The following is a 17,803-nucleotide window of genomic DNA, read 5'->3' as shown; positions in this document are numbered from 1 at the left end:
CTTACTCCTTAACTGAAGTTTCTTTACTAAAAACCCTAACAATGTATGTTGTTAGGGTTTTTTCTTTTGTGTCTTTCCCCATACAGGAGCCCTTATGTCCCAAGATGCCATAGTGGTATTGGATTTTGAAACCACAGGCCTCTCCCCCTTACAGGGCGATCGCGCCATCGAGATAGGGGCGGTAAAATTACAGCAAGGTATAGTGGTCGATAGATTTCAGCAATTGATGAATCCCGGCTTTGCCGTTAGCAGTTTCATCGCCGATTACACAGGGATCACCAATGCGATGCTAAGTGATGCGCCTAGTTGCGAGACCGTCATGGCTGACTTTGCCGACTTCATCCAAGGCTGTCATCTGGTGGCTCACAACGCCAGTTTTGATCAGAAGTTTTTAGCGGCGGAATTTGCGCGCATCAACCTGGAGCAATCCCAGCCCTTTGCCTGTTCGCTGCTGCTGGCAAGACGCCTATTTCAAGCGGCGCCTAACCATCAGCTAGGCACCTTAGTGAATTATTTAGGTATCGCCAACGATGGGGTGTTTCACCGCGCGCTGAACGACGCCGAGGTCACCGGCGCCTTATGGCTGGCGCTGAGCGATGCGGTATCACAGAGATGGGCATGCCCTGCACCCAGTTTTGAATTGATGCTTAAGCTGCAACGTCAGCCTAAGCATCAGCTAGAAAAGTTTATGCGGAGCTATTTAGGCTAACGCTTTTCGCCGCAAGACTCGCGCTCGATCAGGCTGGTGGGGATCAACTGATTACTCACCTCCTGCCCCTTGATCTGCTTCAGCAGGCTCTCAACCAAGATCTCACCGGCGAGTTTAGTGTTCTGCTTGATGGTGGTCAGCGGCGGATTGGCGAAGCTGGCCACAGGAATATCATCATAACCCACGACAGACACATCCTCAGGCACCCTTAGCCCCTGCTCTTTCAACGCCCGCATGGCGCCGATGGCGATGAGATCGCTGGCGGCGAAGATGGCATCGAAAGAACGTTTCTGCGCCAGTAGTTGATTGGCCGCCTCGAAACCTGAGCTTTCCGTGCTGATGGCATCCACCTGCAGGTTTTTCTGTAGCGGCACACCTGCCGCCTTGAGCGCCTGTTGATGGCCTAGGTAGCGCGCCTGAAACTCGGGACTATGGCTGGAGGCATCGCCGATAAAGGCGATATTACGCCGCCCCTTGGCCAGCAGATGCTCGGTAGCCAGCACGCCGCCCTGACGGTTATCACAACCAATGGAGAGCACGGAGGACTTATGCTGCGCCGGTCCCCAAATTACTAGGTGAGTATTCTGCGCCGCCAGCTTATTGAGCTTCTCCTCGTAATCCATGTAGTCGCCGTAACCGAGCAGAATAATGCCATCGGCCTTATTGCTGTCTTCATAATCGGCATGCCAATCGCTGCTAAGCTGCTGAAAGGAGACCAGGAGATCATAGCCCTGCTGCGCCGTTGCCCGGGTGATAGAGCCTAACATGGAGAGAAAGAATGGATTGATCAGCGAATCGTCGTTGGTGGGATCTTCACACAATAACAGCGCCAGGGTCAGACTGCTTTGGGTGCGCAGGTTGCTGGCGTTCTTGTCGACCTTGTAATTAAGTTCCTTGGCAATGGCCTGTACTCTCAAGCGCGTCTCTTCATTGACGAGCGGACTGTTTCGCAATGCCCGCGATACCGTGGATTGTGACACCCCGGCGCGGTAAGCGATATCGATAGAGGTAGCTTTCGTTGTCATAATTATGGGCGACCTTGTTATACACAAACAGGGCGAGCAAGCGCCCGCCCCTTAAGAAGCTCGATTATATCCCAAGCTCCTTCATCAGATCATCTGAATCGTCGACCACAACGGCACTATTAACTGCCGCCGACCAGGAAGGGTCTGCCGTCTGGCTTCCTTGCCCGTGCTGGGCCAGCAAGGCATCGGGATCGTCTTCCTCATGCTCGAAATCCGCCAGTTTGATAAATTCAGTCTTATCCATGGCGTATTCCAGGTAGAAGATATGGTTTCTGGCGGTCTTGAAGGCGACGCGGCGCGCCACAGCTTCATCCAGGTTGGTGTCGATGGAGATGGTCAGTTCTTTGTTAATAGTCAGCATCTTAGGCTGACTCTGATTGATCGAGGTCTGCAGCTCCTTGTTTACCTTGACGATAAAGTCACCCAGGATCTGGTTCATCAACTCGCCCATCACATCCCCCACCTCATCCGAGGTATGGGAAAAGGCCAGCTCAGATTCGGGCATCCCCATCTGCTTCATATAGGCTTGGTAGATCTCGACCGCCGCCGGGGCCGAAAAGTTGATCACCACAAGGCCTGAGAATCCACCATCGAAGATGGAGAAGCAGCCAAGATCTGGCTTGAGGCAGGTCTTAGTGATGCTCTGCACCATGGCGGCATGGCTCACCTGGCTGCCCGTGGTACTGGTCAGCACGCGGCACACCGAATGGCAGAGTTTTAACAAAATATCGTCGGAACTGATCACTTGCGAGGTCATAGTCTCATCACATGTCAAAAAAGAGTCATACTCCATTCTGCGCGCTATTACGATAAAAATCAAAATCAAAACAGGGGATTAGTTAATTCTCATTCAGCGGCGAAATAACAATCAGATCTGCGGTTCGTAAAATAGTGTCATCTTGCCCGGCGCTTCCCCACTCATTCCCTATCAAAGGCCTTTAAAAAACGCCGTTAACCGCCTCACAAAGGAGGCAACACACATTGTTCGATTGCGTAAAAATGCCAAAAGGATCCAGAGTCAACGTGAGCCAGTTCAATTAATTAACAATAAACAGTCAATCGATTGACTATTCGTTGTCACCGCATTCTCAACCCTTTCGTTAGCCTGTATATTAGCAACATTTAACCGGGCTATTGATAGGACATAACATGCTTGCGATCCTCAGAAGGTTCACCATTCTACAGCGCCTCATCTTAATGCTGGTGCTTGCCGCCATAGGCACCTTTGTCTTCGCCAGCTTTTCGATCAACGAGCAGCGCAACAACCTGATTAAGCAAAAATGGCTGCAAAATGATGCGCAGTTATCCACTCTTTTGAGTGTGATCGACACTCATTACCGCCAGAGCCAGCAAAATATCCTGACGCCAGAAGAGGCCCAGCGAGAGGCGGCGAGTCTGGTCAATCAGATCCAATATGGTGAGAGTGGTTATTTCCTGCTGTTCGATGCAGATCATACCCTGCTGGCCAATGGTGCATCGCCCGACCAGCTCGGCATTAAGGCATCTAAGCTCACCAGCCAGATGGGCGGCAACGCCTTGGATAAGTTACTGGACAAAGCCATGGCCTCGGGCATCGCCAAGGCCAGCATGGAGATGAGAAACCCCATCACAGGCGAGCAGGAAGAAGCCCTAATGGAGGCTCGTACCTTCCCCGCATGGCAGTGGACACTGGTGACCACCTCTTACATGAGTGATGTCAACGACACCACCATCAGCGTGATGTACAACTATCTGGGGATCATGTTGCTGATCTCTGTGCCTATCTTTGCCTTCTTCCTGATCCTCAATCACTCCATCAGCTCGCCGCTTAATCAGGCGATCGACGCGATGAAAGACATCGCCGAGGGTGAAGGCGATCTGACCAAGCGCCTGCCCACCCAGGGCAAAGATGAGGTGGTGGCCCTCGCCATCGCCTTCAACAGCTTTGTCGGTAAGATCAACAAGATGGTTGCAGATCTCCAGCCTGTGGGACACGATCTCAACCAGGACGCCGACCGTTTATTTAATGCCGTTGCCGAGTCGAACGCCAGTGTCGATCACCTGCATCAAGAGACCAGTAGCGTCGCCACCGCCATTAATCAGATGCTCTCCACCACCCATGAGATGGCCAGCAGCACCCAACAGGCAGCCGATGCCGCAAACAGCGTCAAGCAGCAGGCTCAGGACAGCAAGCAGCAGATGGACGGTACGGTAGAGAATACCCATAAGCTGGTTCAGGAGCTGAAGAATGCCGAGAGCATCACCCAACACCTTGGGGTGTCTTCCGAGCAGATCGGCAGCATCTTGGATGTGATCCGCGGCATCGCCGATCAGACCAACCTGCTGGCCCTCAACGCCGCCATCGAGGCCGCCCGCGCCGGCGCCCATGGCCGCGGCTTCGCCGTGGTGGCCGATGAGGTTCGCGCACTGGCCAATCGCACCCAAGACTCCACCAACGAGATCCAGAAAATCATCACTGATATTCAAAATGGCGTCGCCAACGTGATGCACAGCAACAGCGATACGCAGACCCAGTCGGTGGAGCTGCAGCTGCAAGCCCAGGCCGTAGGTGACTCACTCAACACCATTCTGGAGCTGATCGCCCATATCAGCGACATGAACACCCAGCTGGCCAGCGCCACCGAGGAGCAGTCCCTGGTGACCGAAGAGATCAACCGCAACATCTGCAGCATCACTGAGCTGTCTGAGGTATCGGTCAAGGCCAACGAGAGCAATCGCATGGCGGCAGAGTCTCTGCGTCAAATAAGCCAGACCAGCGCCAAGATCTTGGGTCAGTTCAAGGTATAAAACTAATCTCTTAATTGGACAGCGTGAGCCAGACTAGAGATAGAGAAGGGAGCCAGATGGCTCCCTTTTATTTTGCTGCAAAGGCGATGGGCAGTTAATTATCCCGACTAAAACTCAGGCACTAAAAATCCCAGCTCAAAGCTCGACAGCGGGCGTTAAATCTGTGATAAGCTTAACGACATCACATTTTTCAGCATCGATGGGATCACATAACCATGGCTCGAATGACGTTAGCGGTACATCCTCAGCTATACAGTATTCACAGCTTCAGCCCAGACAGTGAGTTAGTGCCCGAGGTGTTTCGTCAGCCCATGTTTTTCATCGGCAAGACCAAAGATGAACTCTCTGTGGTGGTTCCCGCCGAGCTACAACTCGACAGCCTCGAAGAGGAGAGCGACTGGCGCTGCCTCGAGGTAGTCGGTCCGCTGGGTTTCTCCATGACGGGGATCCTCGCCAGCGTCTCAGGCACCTTGGCAGAAGCCAAGATCAGCATCTTTGCCATCTCTACCTTCGATACCGATTATATTCTGGTGAAGAAGGACAAGTTGCAACAGGCGATACAGGCGCTGAAGAAGACCAACTATCAGATCATTCATTACCAGGCCTAAGCGCCGCGCGTCATTTCCAAAGAGCGAGTTTATGTACCAAAAAACAGTCACCATCATGGCCGAGCACGGCATTCATACCCGGCCAGCCGCCCTGCTCGTTAAGGCAGCTAAGGCCTATGATTGTGACATCATAGTGGAATGTCAGGGTAAACAGGCCAGCGCCAAGAGCCTGTTTAAGCTGCAGACCCTGGGCCTTTACAAGGGCGTCGAGGTCAAGGTCAGCGCCGATGGCGAGCAGGCAAAGCCGGCGGTTGATACCGTTGCCGAGCTGCTCATCACCTTAAGTTAACAGGAGTCAGGATGACGATGAGAGGCATAGCGGTATCGGCGGGCATCGCCTTCGGGCAGGCCAAGGTGCTACGCACCTATGAAAGCAAACTCGACTATCATCTATTGCCTCCCTCCCAGCTCGCACGCGAGCAGCAAAGACTCAATCGCGCCCTCAAAACCCTCATCAAACAAAGCCAGGCCTGCGCCGCCAAGCTAGATCCCGATTCGGACAACTACCAGCTGATCGAGGCAGATCTTCTGCTGTTAGAGGATGAGGAGCTGCTGGCCGAGCTCAGCGATACCATAGGCAAGCGCCAGTTTTCAGCAGCCCTTGCGGTGGAGCACAGCTTCGCTAAACAGGCCCAGGCGATGCAAGAGGCAGACTCGCCCTATCTCGCAAGGCGCGCCGAAGATGTGCTGAGTCTGGGTCAGCGCCTGATTCGCACCCTGCTTACCGGACACTGCGACAACCTCAGCCGCCTGCCTGAAAATGCCATCGTCCTAGCCAAAGATATTACTCCGGCCGAATTCGCCACCCTGCCACTTGAGCGCGTCAGCGCCCTGGTACTGCAGACCGGCGGCGTCACCAGCCATACCGCGATCCTGGCCCGTAGCGCGGGCATACCCACCCTCATGAGCTGCCCCTGGCAGACGCTAGAGGTGACAGATGGCATGGTGTTGGCGGTGGATGCCATCAATGGCGAGCTCTATGTGGAGCCCGACGAGACACAGATAAGCGATCTTAGCGCCCAGAAACAGCAGGCGGACGAGCGCAAGTCGGCGCTACTGGCCTTAAAAGGTACTGTCACCCAGACTAAGGATGGCCGCTCCATTCCCCTGCTGGCAAATGTCGGCTGTATCAGCGAGATCAATCATCTGGCCGATGTGGGCGCCGAGGGGGTTGGCCTGTTTCGCACCGAATTTCTGTTTATGAACAACCATGAGCTGCCGGATGAGAACCGCCAGTATCAGCTTTACTGCGACGCCCTGCAGCTGCTCGACGGCAAGCCGCTGACCATTCGCAGCATGGATCTTGGCGCCGACAAGGAGGTGCCCGCCCTCGCCATGGACAGCGAGGAGAATCCGGCACTGGGTCTCAGAGGCGTCAGGTACACACTCGCTCATCCTAAGCTGTTTAGTGCCCAGCTCAGGGCGATCCTCAGGGCCGCCAACCACGGCCCTATCCGCCTCATGTTTCCCATGGTCAATCAGGTGGAGGAGCTCGAAGCGGTACTGGCGCTGATAGAGCAATGCAAACAGGAACTTGTGGAGGCGGAGAAAGGCTTTGGTGAACTCGAGCTTGGCATAGTAGTGGAAACCCCGGCGGCAGTGTTTAATCTCGCCTCAATGCTCCCGCTGCTGGATTTTGTCAGCATAGGCACCAACGATCTCACCCAATATACTATGGCCGCCGACCGCGCCAATCCGCTGCTGATCGACCAATATCCGGTGCTCTCGCCGGTGATCATCCGCCTGATCGCCCAGATTATCGAACAAGCCAAGGCCGCCAAGGTGCGGGTCTCCATGTGTGGCGAGCTGGCCAGTAACCCCAGCGCCACGGCGCTCCTGATCGGCCTTGGGCTAGAGGAGTTTAGCGTCAACCTGGCCTCGCTACTGGAGGTTAAACAGGCCCTCAGTCGTTGGTCTTACCCAGATTGTGTCGAACTTGCGCACAAGGCCTTGCAAATTTCGCGCATCGATGCGTTAAATCAATTATTAACACACTGTCACTCTTGATAATTTTTGAGTATGCTAGGCATAATTTATCACGACACTACAGCGTGCTAACACAGGGGCAATTTAATGGGATTTTTGAGCCGCATAAGACGTTTAATTTCTGGTCAGCCACCCATCACGGGCGGCATCGACGTGTACGCGCCAGTGTCGGGCGAGATAGTGGCTATCGAGAAAGTGCCTGATGTGGTGTTTGCCGAGAAGATAGTCGGCGACGGCATCGCCATCGCGCCCAAGGGCAAACAGATAGTGGCGCCGGTAGATGGCACCATAGGTAAGATTTTCGAAACCAATCACGCCTTCAGCATAGAGTCACCCCAGGGGCTCGAGCTGTTTGTGCATTTCGGCGTCGGCACGGTAGAACTTAGGGGCAACGGCTTTACCCGTCTAGCCGAAGAGGGTCAGCAGGTTAAGGCTGGCGATCCCATACTCGAATTCGATCTCGACTACCTCAAGGCCCATGTTGAGAGCCTGCTCACCCCTGTGGTGCTGGCGAACATGGAAGATATTCAGGGACTGGACAAGCGTCACGGCAGTATCGAAGCCGGTAAAGATGTGATCTTCTCGGTTCAGCTTTAATCCCTATCCTTACAATTAACGGATCACTCTCGGATTGATATAAATCTCGTTTTCCCCCGGTGCGTATGCGCCGGGCAGCTGCTTCTCGCCTTAACCTGGGTGATTTTTTTTCAAACAGACGCTTGCGCCCAGCTTAGCCCTTGAGGCAGACGCGACTCGGTGCCACAATAACCAAAAAAAACTGACCAGCAAGTAACAGCGCTTGCCAGCAAAGCTGGCCAAAGTAACTGACACGAATAAGAGATCACAACGTTTCTGGTCGGACGTTACCCCATACGGAGAATCAGATTTTGACCCTATACGGTATTAAGAATTGCGACACAGTTAAGAAAGCCCTCAAATGGCTCGATGCCAACCAACAAGCCGTCACCTTTCACGATTTTCGTGTCGATGGCCTCACCGAAGCGCAGCTTAACACTTGGGTCGAGCAGATCGGCTGGGAGAGCCTGTTCAACAAACGCAGCACCAGTTTCCGTAATCTGAGCGAAGCAGAGAAGGCCGACATAGACCAAGCCAAAGCAGTTGCCCTCATGCTCACCTATCCCACCCTGATCAAGCGTCCGGTGCTGGAACATCAGGGAGAGCTCAGCGTCGGTTTCAAGCCGGCCCAGTATGAGGAGATCTTCAGCCGATGAGCCAGGATGTCCTCACGCTGGCACAGGATCTGATTGCCAGAGCCTCGGTCACCCCGCTAGACGAAGGTTGTCAGCCACTGATGGCCAAACGCCTCGCGGCCAAGGGATTTAATATCGAGCCTATGGTGTTCGAAGACACCACCAATATGTGGGCGCGACGTGGCGATCAAGGCCCGCTGTTTTGTTTTGCCGGCCATACGGATGTGGTGCCAGTGGGCGATCTTAATCGCTGGCACACGCCCCCCTTCGAGCCCGTGGTGATCGACGGCTACCTTCACGGACGCGGCGCCGCCGACATGAAGGGCTCGCTGGCCGCCATGGTGGTCGCTACCGAGCGTTTCGTCGACAAGCACCCGGATCACAATGGCTCCATCGCCTTTCTGATCACCAGCGACGAGGAAGGCCCCTTCATCAACGGCACCACGCGGGTGATCGACACCCTGGAGGCCCGTAACGAGAAGATCACCTGGTCTCTGGTTGGCGAACCCTCCTCTACCCATAAGCTGGGTGATATCGTCAAGAATGGCCGCCGTGGCAGCCTCACGGGTAACCTGACGGTCAAGGGCGTTCAGGGCCATGTCGCCTATCCCCATCTGGCCGACAATCCTATCCACAAGGCGGCCCCCGCCCTGGATGAGCTGGCACGCATGAAATGGGACAACGGCAACGAGTTTTTCCCCCCCACCAGTTTCCAGATAGCCAACATCAATGGCGGCACTGGCGCCTCAAACGTGATCCCGGGCAGCCTGGAGGTGATGTTTAACTTCCGTTATTCCACCGAAGTTACCGCGGAGATCTTGATCCAGCGGGTGCTCAACATCTTAGATGCCCATGGGCTGGACTATGAGATCAGCTGGATCTTCAACGGCCTGCCGTTTCTCACCGACGCAGGGCCCCTGCTGGACGCCACCCGCGAGGCGATCTATGAGATCACGGGCACAGAGACCGATCCCCAGACTTCGGGCGGCACCTCGGATGGACGCTTCATCGCCCCCACGGGCGCCCAGGTGATCGAGCTTGGCCCGGTTAACGCCACCATTCACAAGGTCAATGAGTGCGTCAAGGTCGAGGATATCGAGCAGCTGGCCAAGGTGTATGAACGTATCCTGGAAAAACTGCTTTGCTAACCCCTGATGTCAATAGCCATAAGGCCGCCGAAGCCCCTGCTAGCACTAGCGAGCAAATGGATCTTTACGGCGATGGCAACTTACCCCTGATGGAGTGTCAGGGGCACAGATTAGCCCCCGAGTGCGCCGCTCAGTTCGTTAAGATGCAGACAGCCGCCGCCATTGACGGCATAGAGATAGCCATCTGCTCTAGCTACCGCGATTTTGATCGCCAGCTCGGGATCTGGAATGCCAAGGCGAGTGGCAAAAGGCCTGTTCTAGACAAGGCCTCTCGCCCCATAGATATCCAGCGCTTAGACGATAATCAGCTGCTAGATGCCATCCTGCTCTGGTCGGCCCTGCCCGGCATGTCGCGCCATCACTGGGGCACAGATCTCGACCTGTTTGATGGCAAAAACGTCAGCCGTGAATCGTTACAACTCGTCGACAGCGAATATCTCCCTGGCGGGCCCTGTCATCTGCTGCATCTGTGGTTAATGGCAAATGCCGCCGATTTCGGCTTCTATTTTCCTTATCAATTGGGTCTAAGTGGCGTCAGCCCAGAGCCCTGGCACCTGAGTTATTATCCCCTCGCCGATACGTATCTGGCCGCCTTCGATACAGATAAGCTTAAGGCGCGGCTCGAGCAAGCGGATATCGAGCTTAAAGGCCCTATTCTCACCCGTCTGGAGGCGCTGATTTCCCGCTACGTCTATTTCGTCGCGCCCTCACCAAACGGGCCGGTTAACCCCATTATCAAGAAGTGATTTCCCATGAACCTCGACAGTTTTCGTCACAGTTTCAATCTAAACGGCCAGCAGATGAGCTATCTGGATATCGGCCAGGGTCCGGTACTCCTGCTGGGCCACAGCTACCTTTGGGATAGCGCCATGTGGGCGCCGCAGATCGCCCACCTGAGCCAGCACTACCGCTGTATCGTGCCCGATCTCTGGGCGCATGGTCATTCTGATCTGCTCCCAAACGATTGCCGCTCACTCAAACATCTGGCCCAGCACTATCTGGCGCTGATGGACAGCCTGGAGATCGATGAGTTTTCCATTCTTGGCTTGTCAGTTGGCGGCATGTGGGGCGCCGAGTTGACCCTGATGGCGCCGCGCCGGGTCAAGACCCTGGTGATGATGGGCTGTTTCCTCGGCTTCGAACCTGAAGTCAGCCGCGCCAAGTATTACGCCATGCTCGATGCCATGATCGCCGCAGGTCGGTTACCTGAGCCGCTGATCGAGCAGATTGCGCCGCTATTTTTTAGTGACAATGTCGAGCAAACACAGCCCGAGCTTATCGCCTCCTTCAAGGCGTCGCTCGCGAGCATTGCGCCAGAACGGCTGGAGAGCATATCGCGCCTTGGCCGCATCATCTTCGGTCGCCGCGACATCATGGAAGATATCGAACAGCTCACCCTGCCGACCCTTATCATGACAGGCACCCAGGACAAGCCCAGACCCGTGCTGGAGGCCTATCTGATGCACGATGCCATCGACGGCAGCGAGTTTTTGCATATCCCCGAGGCTGGGCATATCTCGACACTGGAACAGAGTGAGTGGATCAATCAGCATCTGAGTGACTTCTTCGGAAAGCACTTAGGATAAGGCGAACATTCAGGTCGACGGCTATCCGGATTAGCCCTAGTTAAGGGATAGCATCTAGACTGAGTAGACCAGCAGGGTAACTATTTGATGTTAGAATGCTGCCCTGCAAAATCTTCTTCATAGACATGATTTTAACTAAATGAAACTACTTAAACCTTTGTTCGACAACAACCGCCGCTGGGCCAACCGCATCCTGGAAGAGAATCCTAAGTTCTTTGAACAACTGGCCCAACAGCAAAATCCCGAATATCTGTGGATTGGCTGCTCGGACAGCCGGGTACCGTCGAACCAGATCATCGACCTCATGCCGGGCGAGGTGTTCGTTCACAGAAACATCGCCAACATGGTGATCCATACGGATCTCAACTGCCTCTCGGTACTGCAATATGCCGTTGAGGTGCTCCAGGTTAAACATATCATGGTAGTCGGCCACTACGGCTGCGGCGGCATCAAGGCTTCCATGGGCAATGATCGCCTCGGACTCATAGACAACTGGCTGGGTCATATCCGCGATATCCATCGCCTGCACGCCAAGGAACTGGCCGAGCTTGATGAGAAGACCCGCTTCGATCGCCTGTGTGAGCTCAACGTCATCGAACAGGTTGGCAATGTCGCCAGCACCACCATAGTGCAAGACGCTTGGGAACGCGGTCAGAAGGTGGCGGTACACGGCTGGATCTACAGCGTCGAAAACGGCCTGCTGTCGGATCTCGACGTCACGGTAGACAACGAGACCTTTGCCCGCCGCTAGGCTAAATTCTCCATCAGATACGGGCCATCTTGCTCTTTCGTACAGGCCTGCATCCCATTCAGGAGCGGCAATCCCAGCGCATGATGGTCAAATCATGCGCTATCACTAAGTCCCCTCGCCTAAAAGCCAAAAAAAGCCGCTTATTTCAGTAAATATTCCTTAATAAACATCGCAGTTTTACACCCATCGCGTTTATAATTCGCTTTGATTTATTTTTCGCGCCGCGGGCGCAGCGAATGCTAAGGAACTATTCCATGCCTGGTTTTGAATTATTTGGTCCTGAAGAGAAGCAGGAAGTTGCTGACGTAATGGAAAACGGTTTTACCTTCCGTTACAACTTTGATCACATGCGTAATGACCGCTGGAAGACGCGTGAGATGGAGCAACTGCTCTGCGAGAAGATGAATGTCAAACACGCCCACTTGCTTTCGAGCGGTACCGCTGCCCTGCAGACGGCACTGGCCGCCGCAGGCATAGGCGCAGGCGATGAAGTGATCGTTCCTCCATTTACCTTCGTGGCCTCTGTCGAAGCCGTGTTTATGGCCGGCGCCGTTCCCGTATTTGCCGAGATCGACGAGACCCTGTGTCTGTCACCAGAAGGCATTGAAGCCGCTATTACCCCGCGTACCAAGGCGGTTAATCTGGTACACATGTGTGGCTCTATGGCCAAGATGGATGAGATCAAGGCTATCTGTGAGAAGCACAACCTGGTGCTGCTGGAAGATGCCTGTCAGGCGATCGGCGGTAGCTATAAGGGTCAGGCACTGGGCACTATCGGCCATGTAGGCTGCTACTCATTTGACTCTGTTAAGACCATCACCTGTGGTGAAGGCGGCGCGGTGATCACTAATGATGAGACCATCTATAACCACGCCCATATGTTCTCTGACCATGGCCACGACCATGTCGGTAACGATCGCGGCGCAGAGAGTCACCCTATCATGGGTCTGAACTTCCGCATCTCTGAGATGAACTCGGCGCTTGGCCTTGCGCAGCTGCGTAAGCTAGACACCATCATCGACATCCAGCGCAAGAACAAGAAGCTGCTTAAAGATGCCATGGCCGAGCTGCCAGAGGTGAGCTTCCGCGAGATCCCGGATCCAGATGGCGACTCAGCCGGTTTCCTAAGCTTCATGCTACCTACCGAGGCCCGCACCCAAGAGATCAGCAAGAAACTGGCCGAAAACGGCGTTGACGGCTGCTTCTACTGGTATGTGAACAACTGGCACTACCTGTCAAACTGGAAACACATTCAAGAGCTTAAATCACCAGCCGCTCTGCCGATCACATTAATTGCCGACAAACCTGACTATACTCAGGTGTCTGTGCCTAAGTCTGATGCCATCATGAGCCGCACCATTTCGATGCTGATCAAGCTCTCTTGGACTGAAGAAGAGATCGCCCAGCGCATCGAGAACATCAAGCGCGCCTTCGCCGCTTAATTAGCGTCTCTCAAATTCCCTGTCGCAGTGGCCAACTCGGCCCTGCGACGTTACTTTTTACACTAGATGTCTCAATGGAGAATGCTGTAATGAGTTTTAAAAATTTCAAATGCGTACCAAAAATGATCTTTGGTCGTGGTTCTTTCGCGCAACTGGATACAGTGCTCGAGGAAGAGCGTAAGCAAGGCGACGATTTCGTGGTCTTCCTGATTGATGATGTGCATCAGGACAAGCCCCTCGCCCAGCGCGTGCCCGCTAAGCCACAGGATCTCGTGATCTACGTTAATGTAGACGACGAGCCAACCACAGAGCAGGTAGACAACCTCACCGAGCAGGTACAAGCCTTCAACAGCAAGCTACCTGTCAGCGTTATCGGTCTGGGCGGCGGTTCCACTATGGATCTGGCCAAGGCAGTGTCACTCATGTTGACTAACCCAGGTGGCAGCGCCATGTATCAGGGTTGGGATCTGATCAAGAATCCAGCGGTTCACCATATTGGTATCCCAACGGTTTCTGGTACCGGCGCCGAGGCCTCTCGCACCGCGGTACTGTGTGGTCCTGTTCGTAAACTAGGTCTGAACTCTGACTACACGGTATTTGACCAGATCATCATGGACTCAGAGCTGATCGACGGCGTGCCGACAGACCAGTGGTTCTACACAGGTATGGATTGCTACATCCACTGTGTCGAGTCGCTACAAGGCACCTTCTTGAACGAATTTGCCAAGGCCTTCGCCGAGAAGTCGATGGATCTTTGCCGTGAAGTCTTCTTAGACGATCACCCTGAGAAAGACGACAAGCTGATGATGGCCTCTTACATGGGCGGCATGAGCATCGCTTATAGCCAGGTTGGCGCCTGTCACGCCGTTTCATACGGCCTTGGCTATGTACTGGGTTACCACCATGGTATCGGTAACTGTCTGGCGTTCGACGTGCTGGAAGAGTTCTACCCTGAGGGTGTGGCCGAGTTCCGTCAGATGATGGACAAGCACAACATCACACTGCCTAAGAACATCTGTAAAGATCTGCCAGATGAAACCATCGCTAAGATGGTTGCCGTCACCAAGAGCATGGGGCCACTATGGGCCAACGTCTATGGCGAAGGTTGGGAAGAGAAAGTCACAGACGAAATGTTGACTAAACTGTTCCGTCGAATCTAACCTGTAAGCTCAAGGTGTAAGGGGCTCCTAGCGAGCCCCTTCTCTTATGCACTGCGGCACACTGTAACTGATAGGTATATCCAAATGAATGTGACTCTGTTAATCCCTGCTCGCTATGGTTCAAGCCGTTTTCCGGGTAAGCCATTGGCGCCGATTAACGGTAAGCCGATGATCCAGCACGTTTACGAGCGTGCGGCGCTGGCAAAAGGCTTAACTGCCATCTATGTGGCCACCGACGATCTGCGCATCAAGGAGGCCGTGGAAGCCTTTGGCGGCAAGGTAGTCATGACAGATGCCAATGCTGCCTCCGGCACCGACAGAATCGAGGATGCCATCACCCAGCTTGGCTTGGCGGACGATGACCTGGTGATCAACCTGCAGGGCGATCAGCCGCTGATCGATCCTATCTCCATCGAGCAGATCATCACACTGTTTGAGCGTCATCCAGGGGAGTTCGGCATGGCGACCCTAGGCTATGAGATCACCGAAGAGCATGAGCTTAACGATCCCAAGCACGTCAAGATGGTGTTCGACAACCAATTTAACGCCCTCTATTTCTCTCGCGCCCGCATCCCCTTCGGCCGTGACACAGATGACTACCCGGTCTACAAACACCTGGGCGTCTATGCCTACACCCGCGAGTTTGTCAGAACCTTCAATAAGCTGCCACTTGGCCGTTTAGAAGATCTCGAAAAGCTTGAGCAGCTGCGCGCACTGGAACATGGCCACAGGATCAAGGTTGCCATCAGCGCCTTCGACTCGCCCGAGGTCGATACCCCAGAAGATATTCGCATCTGCGAAGCACGCCTTGCGGTAGACTAGCCGTTACTGAATCAGGAGAGGGAAATAGCCATGTCGAGTCTCGAAGTCTGGCTCATCATCATCTTAGTGCTTGGGGTGATCGCCAGTAACCTGGCGGTGCTCAAATACAGCAACAAGTTTAAGATGACGCAATTTGGCAAGCCCCATCATAAGCCTGAGGTAAAAAACCAAAGCGCTAATGACAAACATGGCAAAGATAGCGCAGGCAAAGATAGCCTAGACAAGGCTAACGCAGATAAAGCCAGCCCAGACAAAGCTAGCGCAGATAAAAACAGCTCAGATGAAAATAGTCGCTAGACTCGACAATTTCGCATCGCTACAGAAAAGGCTTACCCAGGTAAGCCTTTTTTATTGCGCATCTTAATAAGCCTTATTTCGTCAGCTCAAACATTTCACTTTCCTATTGGAACAGCATAACCCTGTGCCCCAATGGCTGGGTTTCGTCCCGGCTCAGCACTAAGGTGTAATTGCCCGTCTGCTCAATAGCCTGCGCATCCGACTGATACACTAAGGTCAAGGTGCCGTTATCCTCCTTGTGTACCAGGCTGATATCATAATCGTCTGTCGGCAGGTTGATCTGCGCCAGCTCGGTGAAGCTCAGGTAAGTCAGCTTATAGGCCGCCGTATCTATGGTCTCACCATCGCGTACTAAGTAGAGATCCAGGCTGTCGTAGGTGTCGATGAGATTGGCTACCGTCAGGGTATGCTCGAAGGCGTTCGGCCTGTGATCGTGGGCGATGGTCATACCCAAGGTTTCCCCCGCCTGATTATCATAGATAACTAAGGTCTTACTCTCATCCTGGTTGAAGGTCACCAGCAGGTTATTGGCCAGCAGATCAGCAGAACCTGTATCGAACACGCTAACGCCATAGTCGTTGTAATCTATCGCGCTGAAATCACTCAGGGTATGGGGCGAAAGCGCCGCCAGGTTAATATTCTGGGCATCGCTGCTCAGCTGAAGGTCGAGCGATCGCGCCTGGTTCATGGCGTTGTAGACCCTGAACTCGGCATCGGCATCCTGATTGACATACCCTACAGGCGTGCCGGTCGAGTCGACATTATCCACAACCAACTTAGGCTCACCCGGACCGAAGCTGTTATGCAGCACCAGCTTATTGACCGTCTCGCTGGTTAACACCATGGTACTGGTGCGAAATACTGGCTGACTCTCGCCCGGTTCAGTCAGATAGAGCACATACTCCCCGGTATCCAGCATCACAGCCTCTGTATTCTCCTTATAGCTGAGGCTGCCCAGTAACTCAGCCTCACTGAAGCTCGAACCGGCCTTGGCCAGGTACAGATCATAGGCCCCCTCGCCCATGGCAGCGTGCACCGCCAAGAGCTGCATCTTGCTCTCGTCGCTGTCGGCATCATCGTTGATCTCATCCATCTCGCTGCGTTCATAACGTATGTCTAAGTATTCGCTACTCTCATAGTCGCCGATAAGCACAAACAGGTGATTGTCGCCATCTTTGAGATTCAATGAGAATTCATGCAGCTCGACCGTATCACCACCTGCATCATAGCCGCGAATACTGGCCTCGGCCTCTCCTAGCGCATACTGATAGCGAGGCAAGGCATCGCTAAACTCCACCGCGGTATAGGCATGCTCATCCAGCACCAAGTGGGTTGCGACACTGTTGGGCGAGGCGTTATAAAACTGAATGTAGGCCGCAGCGTCACTGCTGGTCTCATCCGAGTCACAGGCGGCCGTCATCACAGCCACCCCAGCCAGCAGAGCCAATTTCCAATTGCGTTGTTTAATTAACATAAATTTCCTTAACAGATTAATTACAAAGGCCTTACCTATGACAAACTTTTTGCGTCAAGAAACGTCAACCTGGGTAATAGACTGAAAAGGAGTGAATGCGCTGTGCATGCTTGGCTTTAGCTATGTCTAGTGCCATGTTGGTAATTGCTCTGGGCTTGCCGATCTGAAATGTAACTAAGCCATGAAGTAAAGAACTCGCAAAGCAAAGAAATAGCTAGAAATACAGTGAAAACATAAAGGAAGTGGTAAAACAAAAAAGGCCAGCCCAGACAGGACTCGCCTTTTAGTTAGTGCTAATGAAATGCACAAGGTCCAGATATTAGCGTCATGTATTAGTCGCTATCGCCTGTTGCACTTACCATAAAAATAGGATCTTAAAATCAGGCCTTAAAGTCAGGCCTTAAAGTCAGACCTTTAAAAGAGCTGGCAACCAGCTAATACCTTGTGCACCTGATTATGAAGAGAGGCTCTTCACCCAGGCCTCGGGATCGGCGACGATAAACTGATAGCGATCACCATTACTTAGGCTCACCTGGATCCCATCTGGCGTGATCGGTAAGATCCCGGCGCCCTTGCCCCAACAGGTCTCCACCTTGACGATCTCTTTAAGTGGCAGGTGGTATGGGCCATAGAGGCAATTTGAGCTAAAAGATTTGAAGTCGAGCGCTTCTCGACTCATGCTGAGGCGTCCATCGACTCGAATGGCGTTTTTCTGCAGTGTTGCAGGCGCCGACTTGGGTTGATGCTGCTTAGTCTCGATTGATAATGTCATCTGCATTCTCCCTGTTGCAACCAAG

19 protein-coding genes are annotated in these 17,803 nt (G+C 53.6%); 15 read left to right on the top strand and 4 right to left on the bottom strand.

Going from position 1 to position 17,803, the window contains the following annotated elements; genetic code table 11:
* Window positions 1-94: 94 nt before the first annotated feature.
* Window positions 95-709, top strand: coding sequence for a 3'-5' exonuclease (locus K0I31_RS09660; RefSeq protein ID WP_220080659.1), 615 nt, complete (start codon window positions 95-97; stop codon window positions 707-709).
* Here K0I31_RS09660 and K0I31_RS09655 read toward each other — a convergent pair.
* Together K0I31_RS09655 and K0I31_RS09650 are read right to left on the bottom strand one after the other, a co-directional pair.
* Complete coding sequence (locus K0I31_RS09655) at window positions 706-1,734, bottom strand: LacI family DNA-binding transcriptional regulator (protein ID WP_011865668.1); 1,029 nt, start codon at window positions 1,732-1,734, stop codon at window positions 706-708. The genes K0I31_RS09660 and K0I31_RS09655 overlap by 4 nt on opposite strands.
* 64 nt (window positions 1,735-1,798) lie before the next feature.
* Window positions 1,799-2,491: a DUF3334 family protein gene (locus K0I31_RS09650; RefSeq protein WP_220080658.1), complete on the bottom strand. Its 693-nt coding sequence runs from the start codon at window positions 2,489-2,491 to the stop codon at window positions 1,799-1,801.
* Window positions 2,492-2,883: 392 nt separating this feature from the next.
* On the opposite strand from K0I31_RS09650, the gene K0I31_RS09645 reads away from it, so the two are divergent.
* From K0I31_RS09645 to K0I31_RS09580, 14 genes are all read left to right on the top strand, one after another.
* Complete coding sequence (locus tag K0I31_RS09645; RefSeq protein ID WP_220080657.1) at window positions 2,884-4,521, top strand: methyl-accepting chemotaxis protein; 1,638 nt, start codon at window positions 2,884-2,886, stop codon at window positions 4,519-4,521.
* A 215-nt stretch (window positions 4,522-4,736) separates the two neighbouring features.
* On the top strand, window positions 4,737-5,129 hold the full coding sequence (locus tag K0I31_RS09640; protein WP_011865665.1) for an ACT domain-containing protein: 393 nt from the start codon (window positions 4,737-4,739) through the stop codon (window positions 5,127-5,129).
* A gap of 31 nt (window positions 5,130-5,160) precedes the next feature.
* Window positions 5,161-5,418 carry an HPr family phosphocarrier protein gene (locus tag K0I31_RS09635; protein ID WP_011865664.1) on the top strand — a complete coding sequence of 86 codons (258 nt, stop codon included), beginning with the start codon at window positions 5,161-5,163 and terminating at the stop codon, window positions 5,416-5,418.
* Between the two features lie 11 nt (window positions 5,419-5,429).
* Entirely contained in the window at window positions 5,430-7,136 is a 1,707-nt protein-coding gene (gene ptsP / locus K0I31_RS09630) for a phosphoenolpyruvate--protein phosphotransferase (protein WP_220080656.1), read from the top strand.
* A gap of 66 nt (window positions 7,137-7,202) precedes the next feature.
* Window positions 7,203-7,712 (top strand): PTS glucose transporter subunit IIA, encoded by a 510-nt coding sequence (gene crr / locus K0I31_RS09625; protein WP_011865662.1) that lies wholly within the window; start codon window positions 7,203-7,205, stop codon window positions 7,710-7,712.
* Between the two features lie 290 nt (window positions 7,713-8,002).
* Window positions 8,003-8,347 (top strand): ArsC family reductase, encoded by a 345-nt coding sequence (locus tag K0I31_RS09620; RefSeq protein ID WP_220080655.1) that lies wholly within the window; start codon window positions 8,003-8,005, stop codon window positions 8,345-8,347.
* Complete coding sequence (gene dapE, locus K0I31_RS09615) at window positions 8,344-9,474, top strand: succinyl-diaminopimelate desuccinylase (RefSeq protein WP_220058283.1); 1,131 nt, start codon at window positions 8,344-8,346, stop codon at window positions 9,472-9,474. The genes K0I31_RS09620 and dapE overlap by 4 nt, the downstream gene beginning before the upstream one ends.
* Complete coding sequence (locus tag K0I31_RS09610) at window positions 9,468-10,220, top strand: M15 family metallopeptidase (RefSeq protein WP_220080654.1); 753 nt, start codon at window positions 9,468-9,470, stop codon at window positions 10,218-10,220. Before dapE ends, K0I31_RS09610 begins: the two co-directional genes overlap by 7 nt.
* A gap of 6 nt (window positions 10,221-10,226) precedes the next feature.
* The gene (locus K0I31_RS09605; RefSeq protein WP_220080653.1) at window positions 10,227-11,060 is read left to right on the top strand and encodes an alpha/beta fold hydrolase; all 834 of its coding nucleotides are present in this window, start codon (window positions 10,227-10,229) and stop codon (window positions 11,058-11,060) included.
* Window positions 11,061-11,199: 139 nt separating this feature from the next.
* Entirely contained in the window at window positions 11,200-11,811 is a 612-nt protein-coding gene (can, locus tag K0I31_RS09600) for a carbonate dehydratase (protein WP_011865657.1), read from the top strand.
* A gap of 254 nt (window positions 11,812-12,065) precedes the next feature.
* Window positions 12,066-13,253, top strand: coding sequence for an 8-amino-3,8-dideoxy-alpha-D-manno-octulosonate transaminase KdnA (gene kdnA, locus K0I31_RS09595; protein ID WP_220080652.1), 1,188 nt, complete (start codon window positions 12,066-12,068; stop codon window positions 13,251-13,253).
* 89 nt (window positions 13,254-13,342) lie between these two features.
* The gene (gene kdnB / locus K0I31_RS09590) at window positions 13,343-14,413 is read left to right on the top strand and encodes a 3-deoxy-alpha-D-manno-octulosonate 8-oxidase KdnB (RefSeq protein WP_011865655.1); all 1,071 of its coding nucleotides are present in this window, start codon (window positions 13,343-13,345) and stop codon (window positions 14,411-14,413) included.
* Window positions 14,414-14,497: 84 nt separating this feature from the next.
* On the top strand, window positions 14,498-15,235 hold the full coding sequence (gene kdsB / locus K0I31_RS09585) for an 8-amino-3,8-dideoxy-manno-octulosonate cytidylyltransferase KdsB (protein WP_220080651.1): 738 nt from the start codon (window positions 14,498-14,500) through the stop codon (window positions 15,233-15,235).
* A 30-nt stretch (window positions 15,236-15,265) separates the two neighbouring features.
* On the top strand, window positions 15,266-15,532 hold the full coding sequence (locus K0I31_RS09580; protein ID WP_220080650.1) for a DUF2897 family protein: 267 nt from the start codon (window positions 15,266-15,268) through the stop codon (window positions 15,530-15,532).
* A gap of 103 nt (window positions 15,533-15,635) precedes the next feature.
* Here K0I31_RS09580 and K0I31_RS09575 read toward each other — a convergent pair whose 3' ends face one another.
* Both K0I31_RS09575 and K0I31_RS09570 read right to left on the bottom strand, forming a co-directional pair.
* On the bottom strand, window positions 15,636-17,006 hold the full coding sequence (locus K0I31_RS09575; protein WP_220080649.1) for a hypothetical protein: 1,371 nt from the start codon (window positions 17,004-17,006) through the stop codon (window positions 15,636-15,638).
* 454 nt (window positions 17,007-17,460) lie between these two features.
* The gene (locus tag K0I31_RS09570; RefSeq protein WP_011865651.1) at window positions 17,461-17,778 is read right to left on the bottom strand and encodes a hypothetical protein; all 318 of its coding nucleotides are present in this window, start codon (window positions 17,776-17,778) and stop codon (window positions 17,461-17,463) included.
* Window positions 17,779-17,803: the final 25 nt, after the last annotated feature.

Source organism: Shewanella spartinae (assembly GCF_019457555.1).
GTDB lineage: Bacteria > Pseudomonadota > Gammaproteobacteria > Enterobacterales > Shewanellaceae > Shewanella > Shewanella loihica.
Note: the sequence above shows the minus strand (reverse complement) of the source record. Positions and strands in the feature narration are given on the sequence as shown.

Bases quoted from the DNA above. Each gene is read 5' to 3' on its own strand.
- K0I31_RS09660 (WP_220080659.1), top strand. From the start codon at position 95: ATGTCCCAAGATGCCATAGTGGTATTGGATTTTGAAACCACAGGCCTC.
- K0I31_RS09655 (WP_011865668.1), bottom strand. From the start codon at position 1,734: ATGACAACGAAAGCTACCTCTATCGATATCGCTTACCGCGCCGGGGTG.
- K0I31_RS09650 (WP_220080658.1), bottom strand. From the start codon at position 2,491: ATGACCTCGCAAGTGATCAGTTCCGACGATATTTTGTTAAAACTCTGC.
- K0I31_RS09645 (WP_220080657.1), top strand. From the start codon at position 2,884: ATGCTTGCGATCCTCAGAAGGTTCACCATTCTACAGCGCCTCATCTTA.
- K0I31_RS09640 (WP_011865665.1), top strand. From the start codon at position 4,737: ATGGCTCGAATGACGTTAGCGGTACATCCTCAGCTATACAGTATTCAC.
- K0I31_RS09635 (WP_011865664.1), top strand. From the start codon at position 5,161: ATGTACCAAAAAACAGTCACCATCATGGCCGAGCACGGCATTCATACC.
- ptsP (WP_220080656.1), top strand. From the start codon at position 5,430: ATGACGATGAGAGGCATAGCGGTATCGGCGGGCATCGCCTTCGGGCAG.
- crr (WP_011865662.1), top strand. From the start codon at position 7,203: ATGGGATTTTTGAGCCGCATAAGACGTTTAATTTCTGGTCAGCCACCC.
- dapE (WP_220058283.1), top strand. From the start codon at position 8,344: ATGAGCCAGGATGTCCTCACGCTGGCACAGGATCTGATTGCCAGAGCC.
- K0I31_RS09605 (WP_220080653.1), top strand. From the start codon at position 10,227: ATGAACCTCGACAGTTTTCGTCACAGTTTCAATCTAAACGGCCAGCAG.
- can (WP_011865657.1), top strand. From the start codon at position 11,200: ATGAAACTACTTAAACCTTTGTTCGACAACAACCGCCGCTGGGCCAAC.
- kdnA (WP_220080652.1), top strand. From the start codon at position 12,066: ATGCCTGGTTTTGAATTATTTGGTCCTGAAGAGAAGCAGGAAGTTGCT.
- kdnB (WP_011865655.1), top strand. From the start codon at position 13,343: ATGAGTTTTAAAAATTTCAAATGCGTACCAAAAATGATCTTTGGTCGT.
- kdsB (WP_220080651.1), top strand. From the start codon at position 14,498: ATGAATGTGACTCTGTTAATCCCTGCTCGCTATGGTTCAAGCCGTTTT.
- K0I31_RS09580 (WP_220080650.1), top strand. From the start codon at position 15,266: ATGTCGAGTCTCGAAGTCTGGCTCATCATCATCTTAGTGCTTGGGGTG.
- K0I31_RS09575 (WP_220080649.1), bottom strand. From the start codon at position 17,006: ATGTTAATTAAACAACGCAATTGGAAATTGGCTCTGCTGGCTGGGGTG.
- K0I31_RS09570 (WP_011865651.1), bottom strand. From the start codon at position 17,778: ATGACATTATCAATCGAGACTAAGCAGCATCAACCCAAGTCGGCGCCT.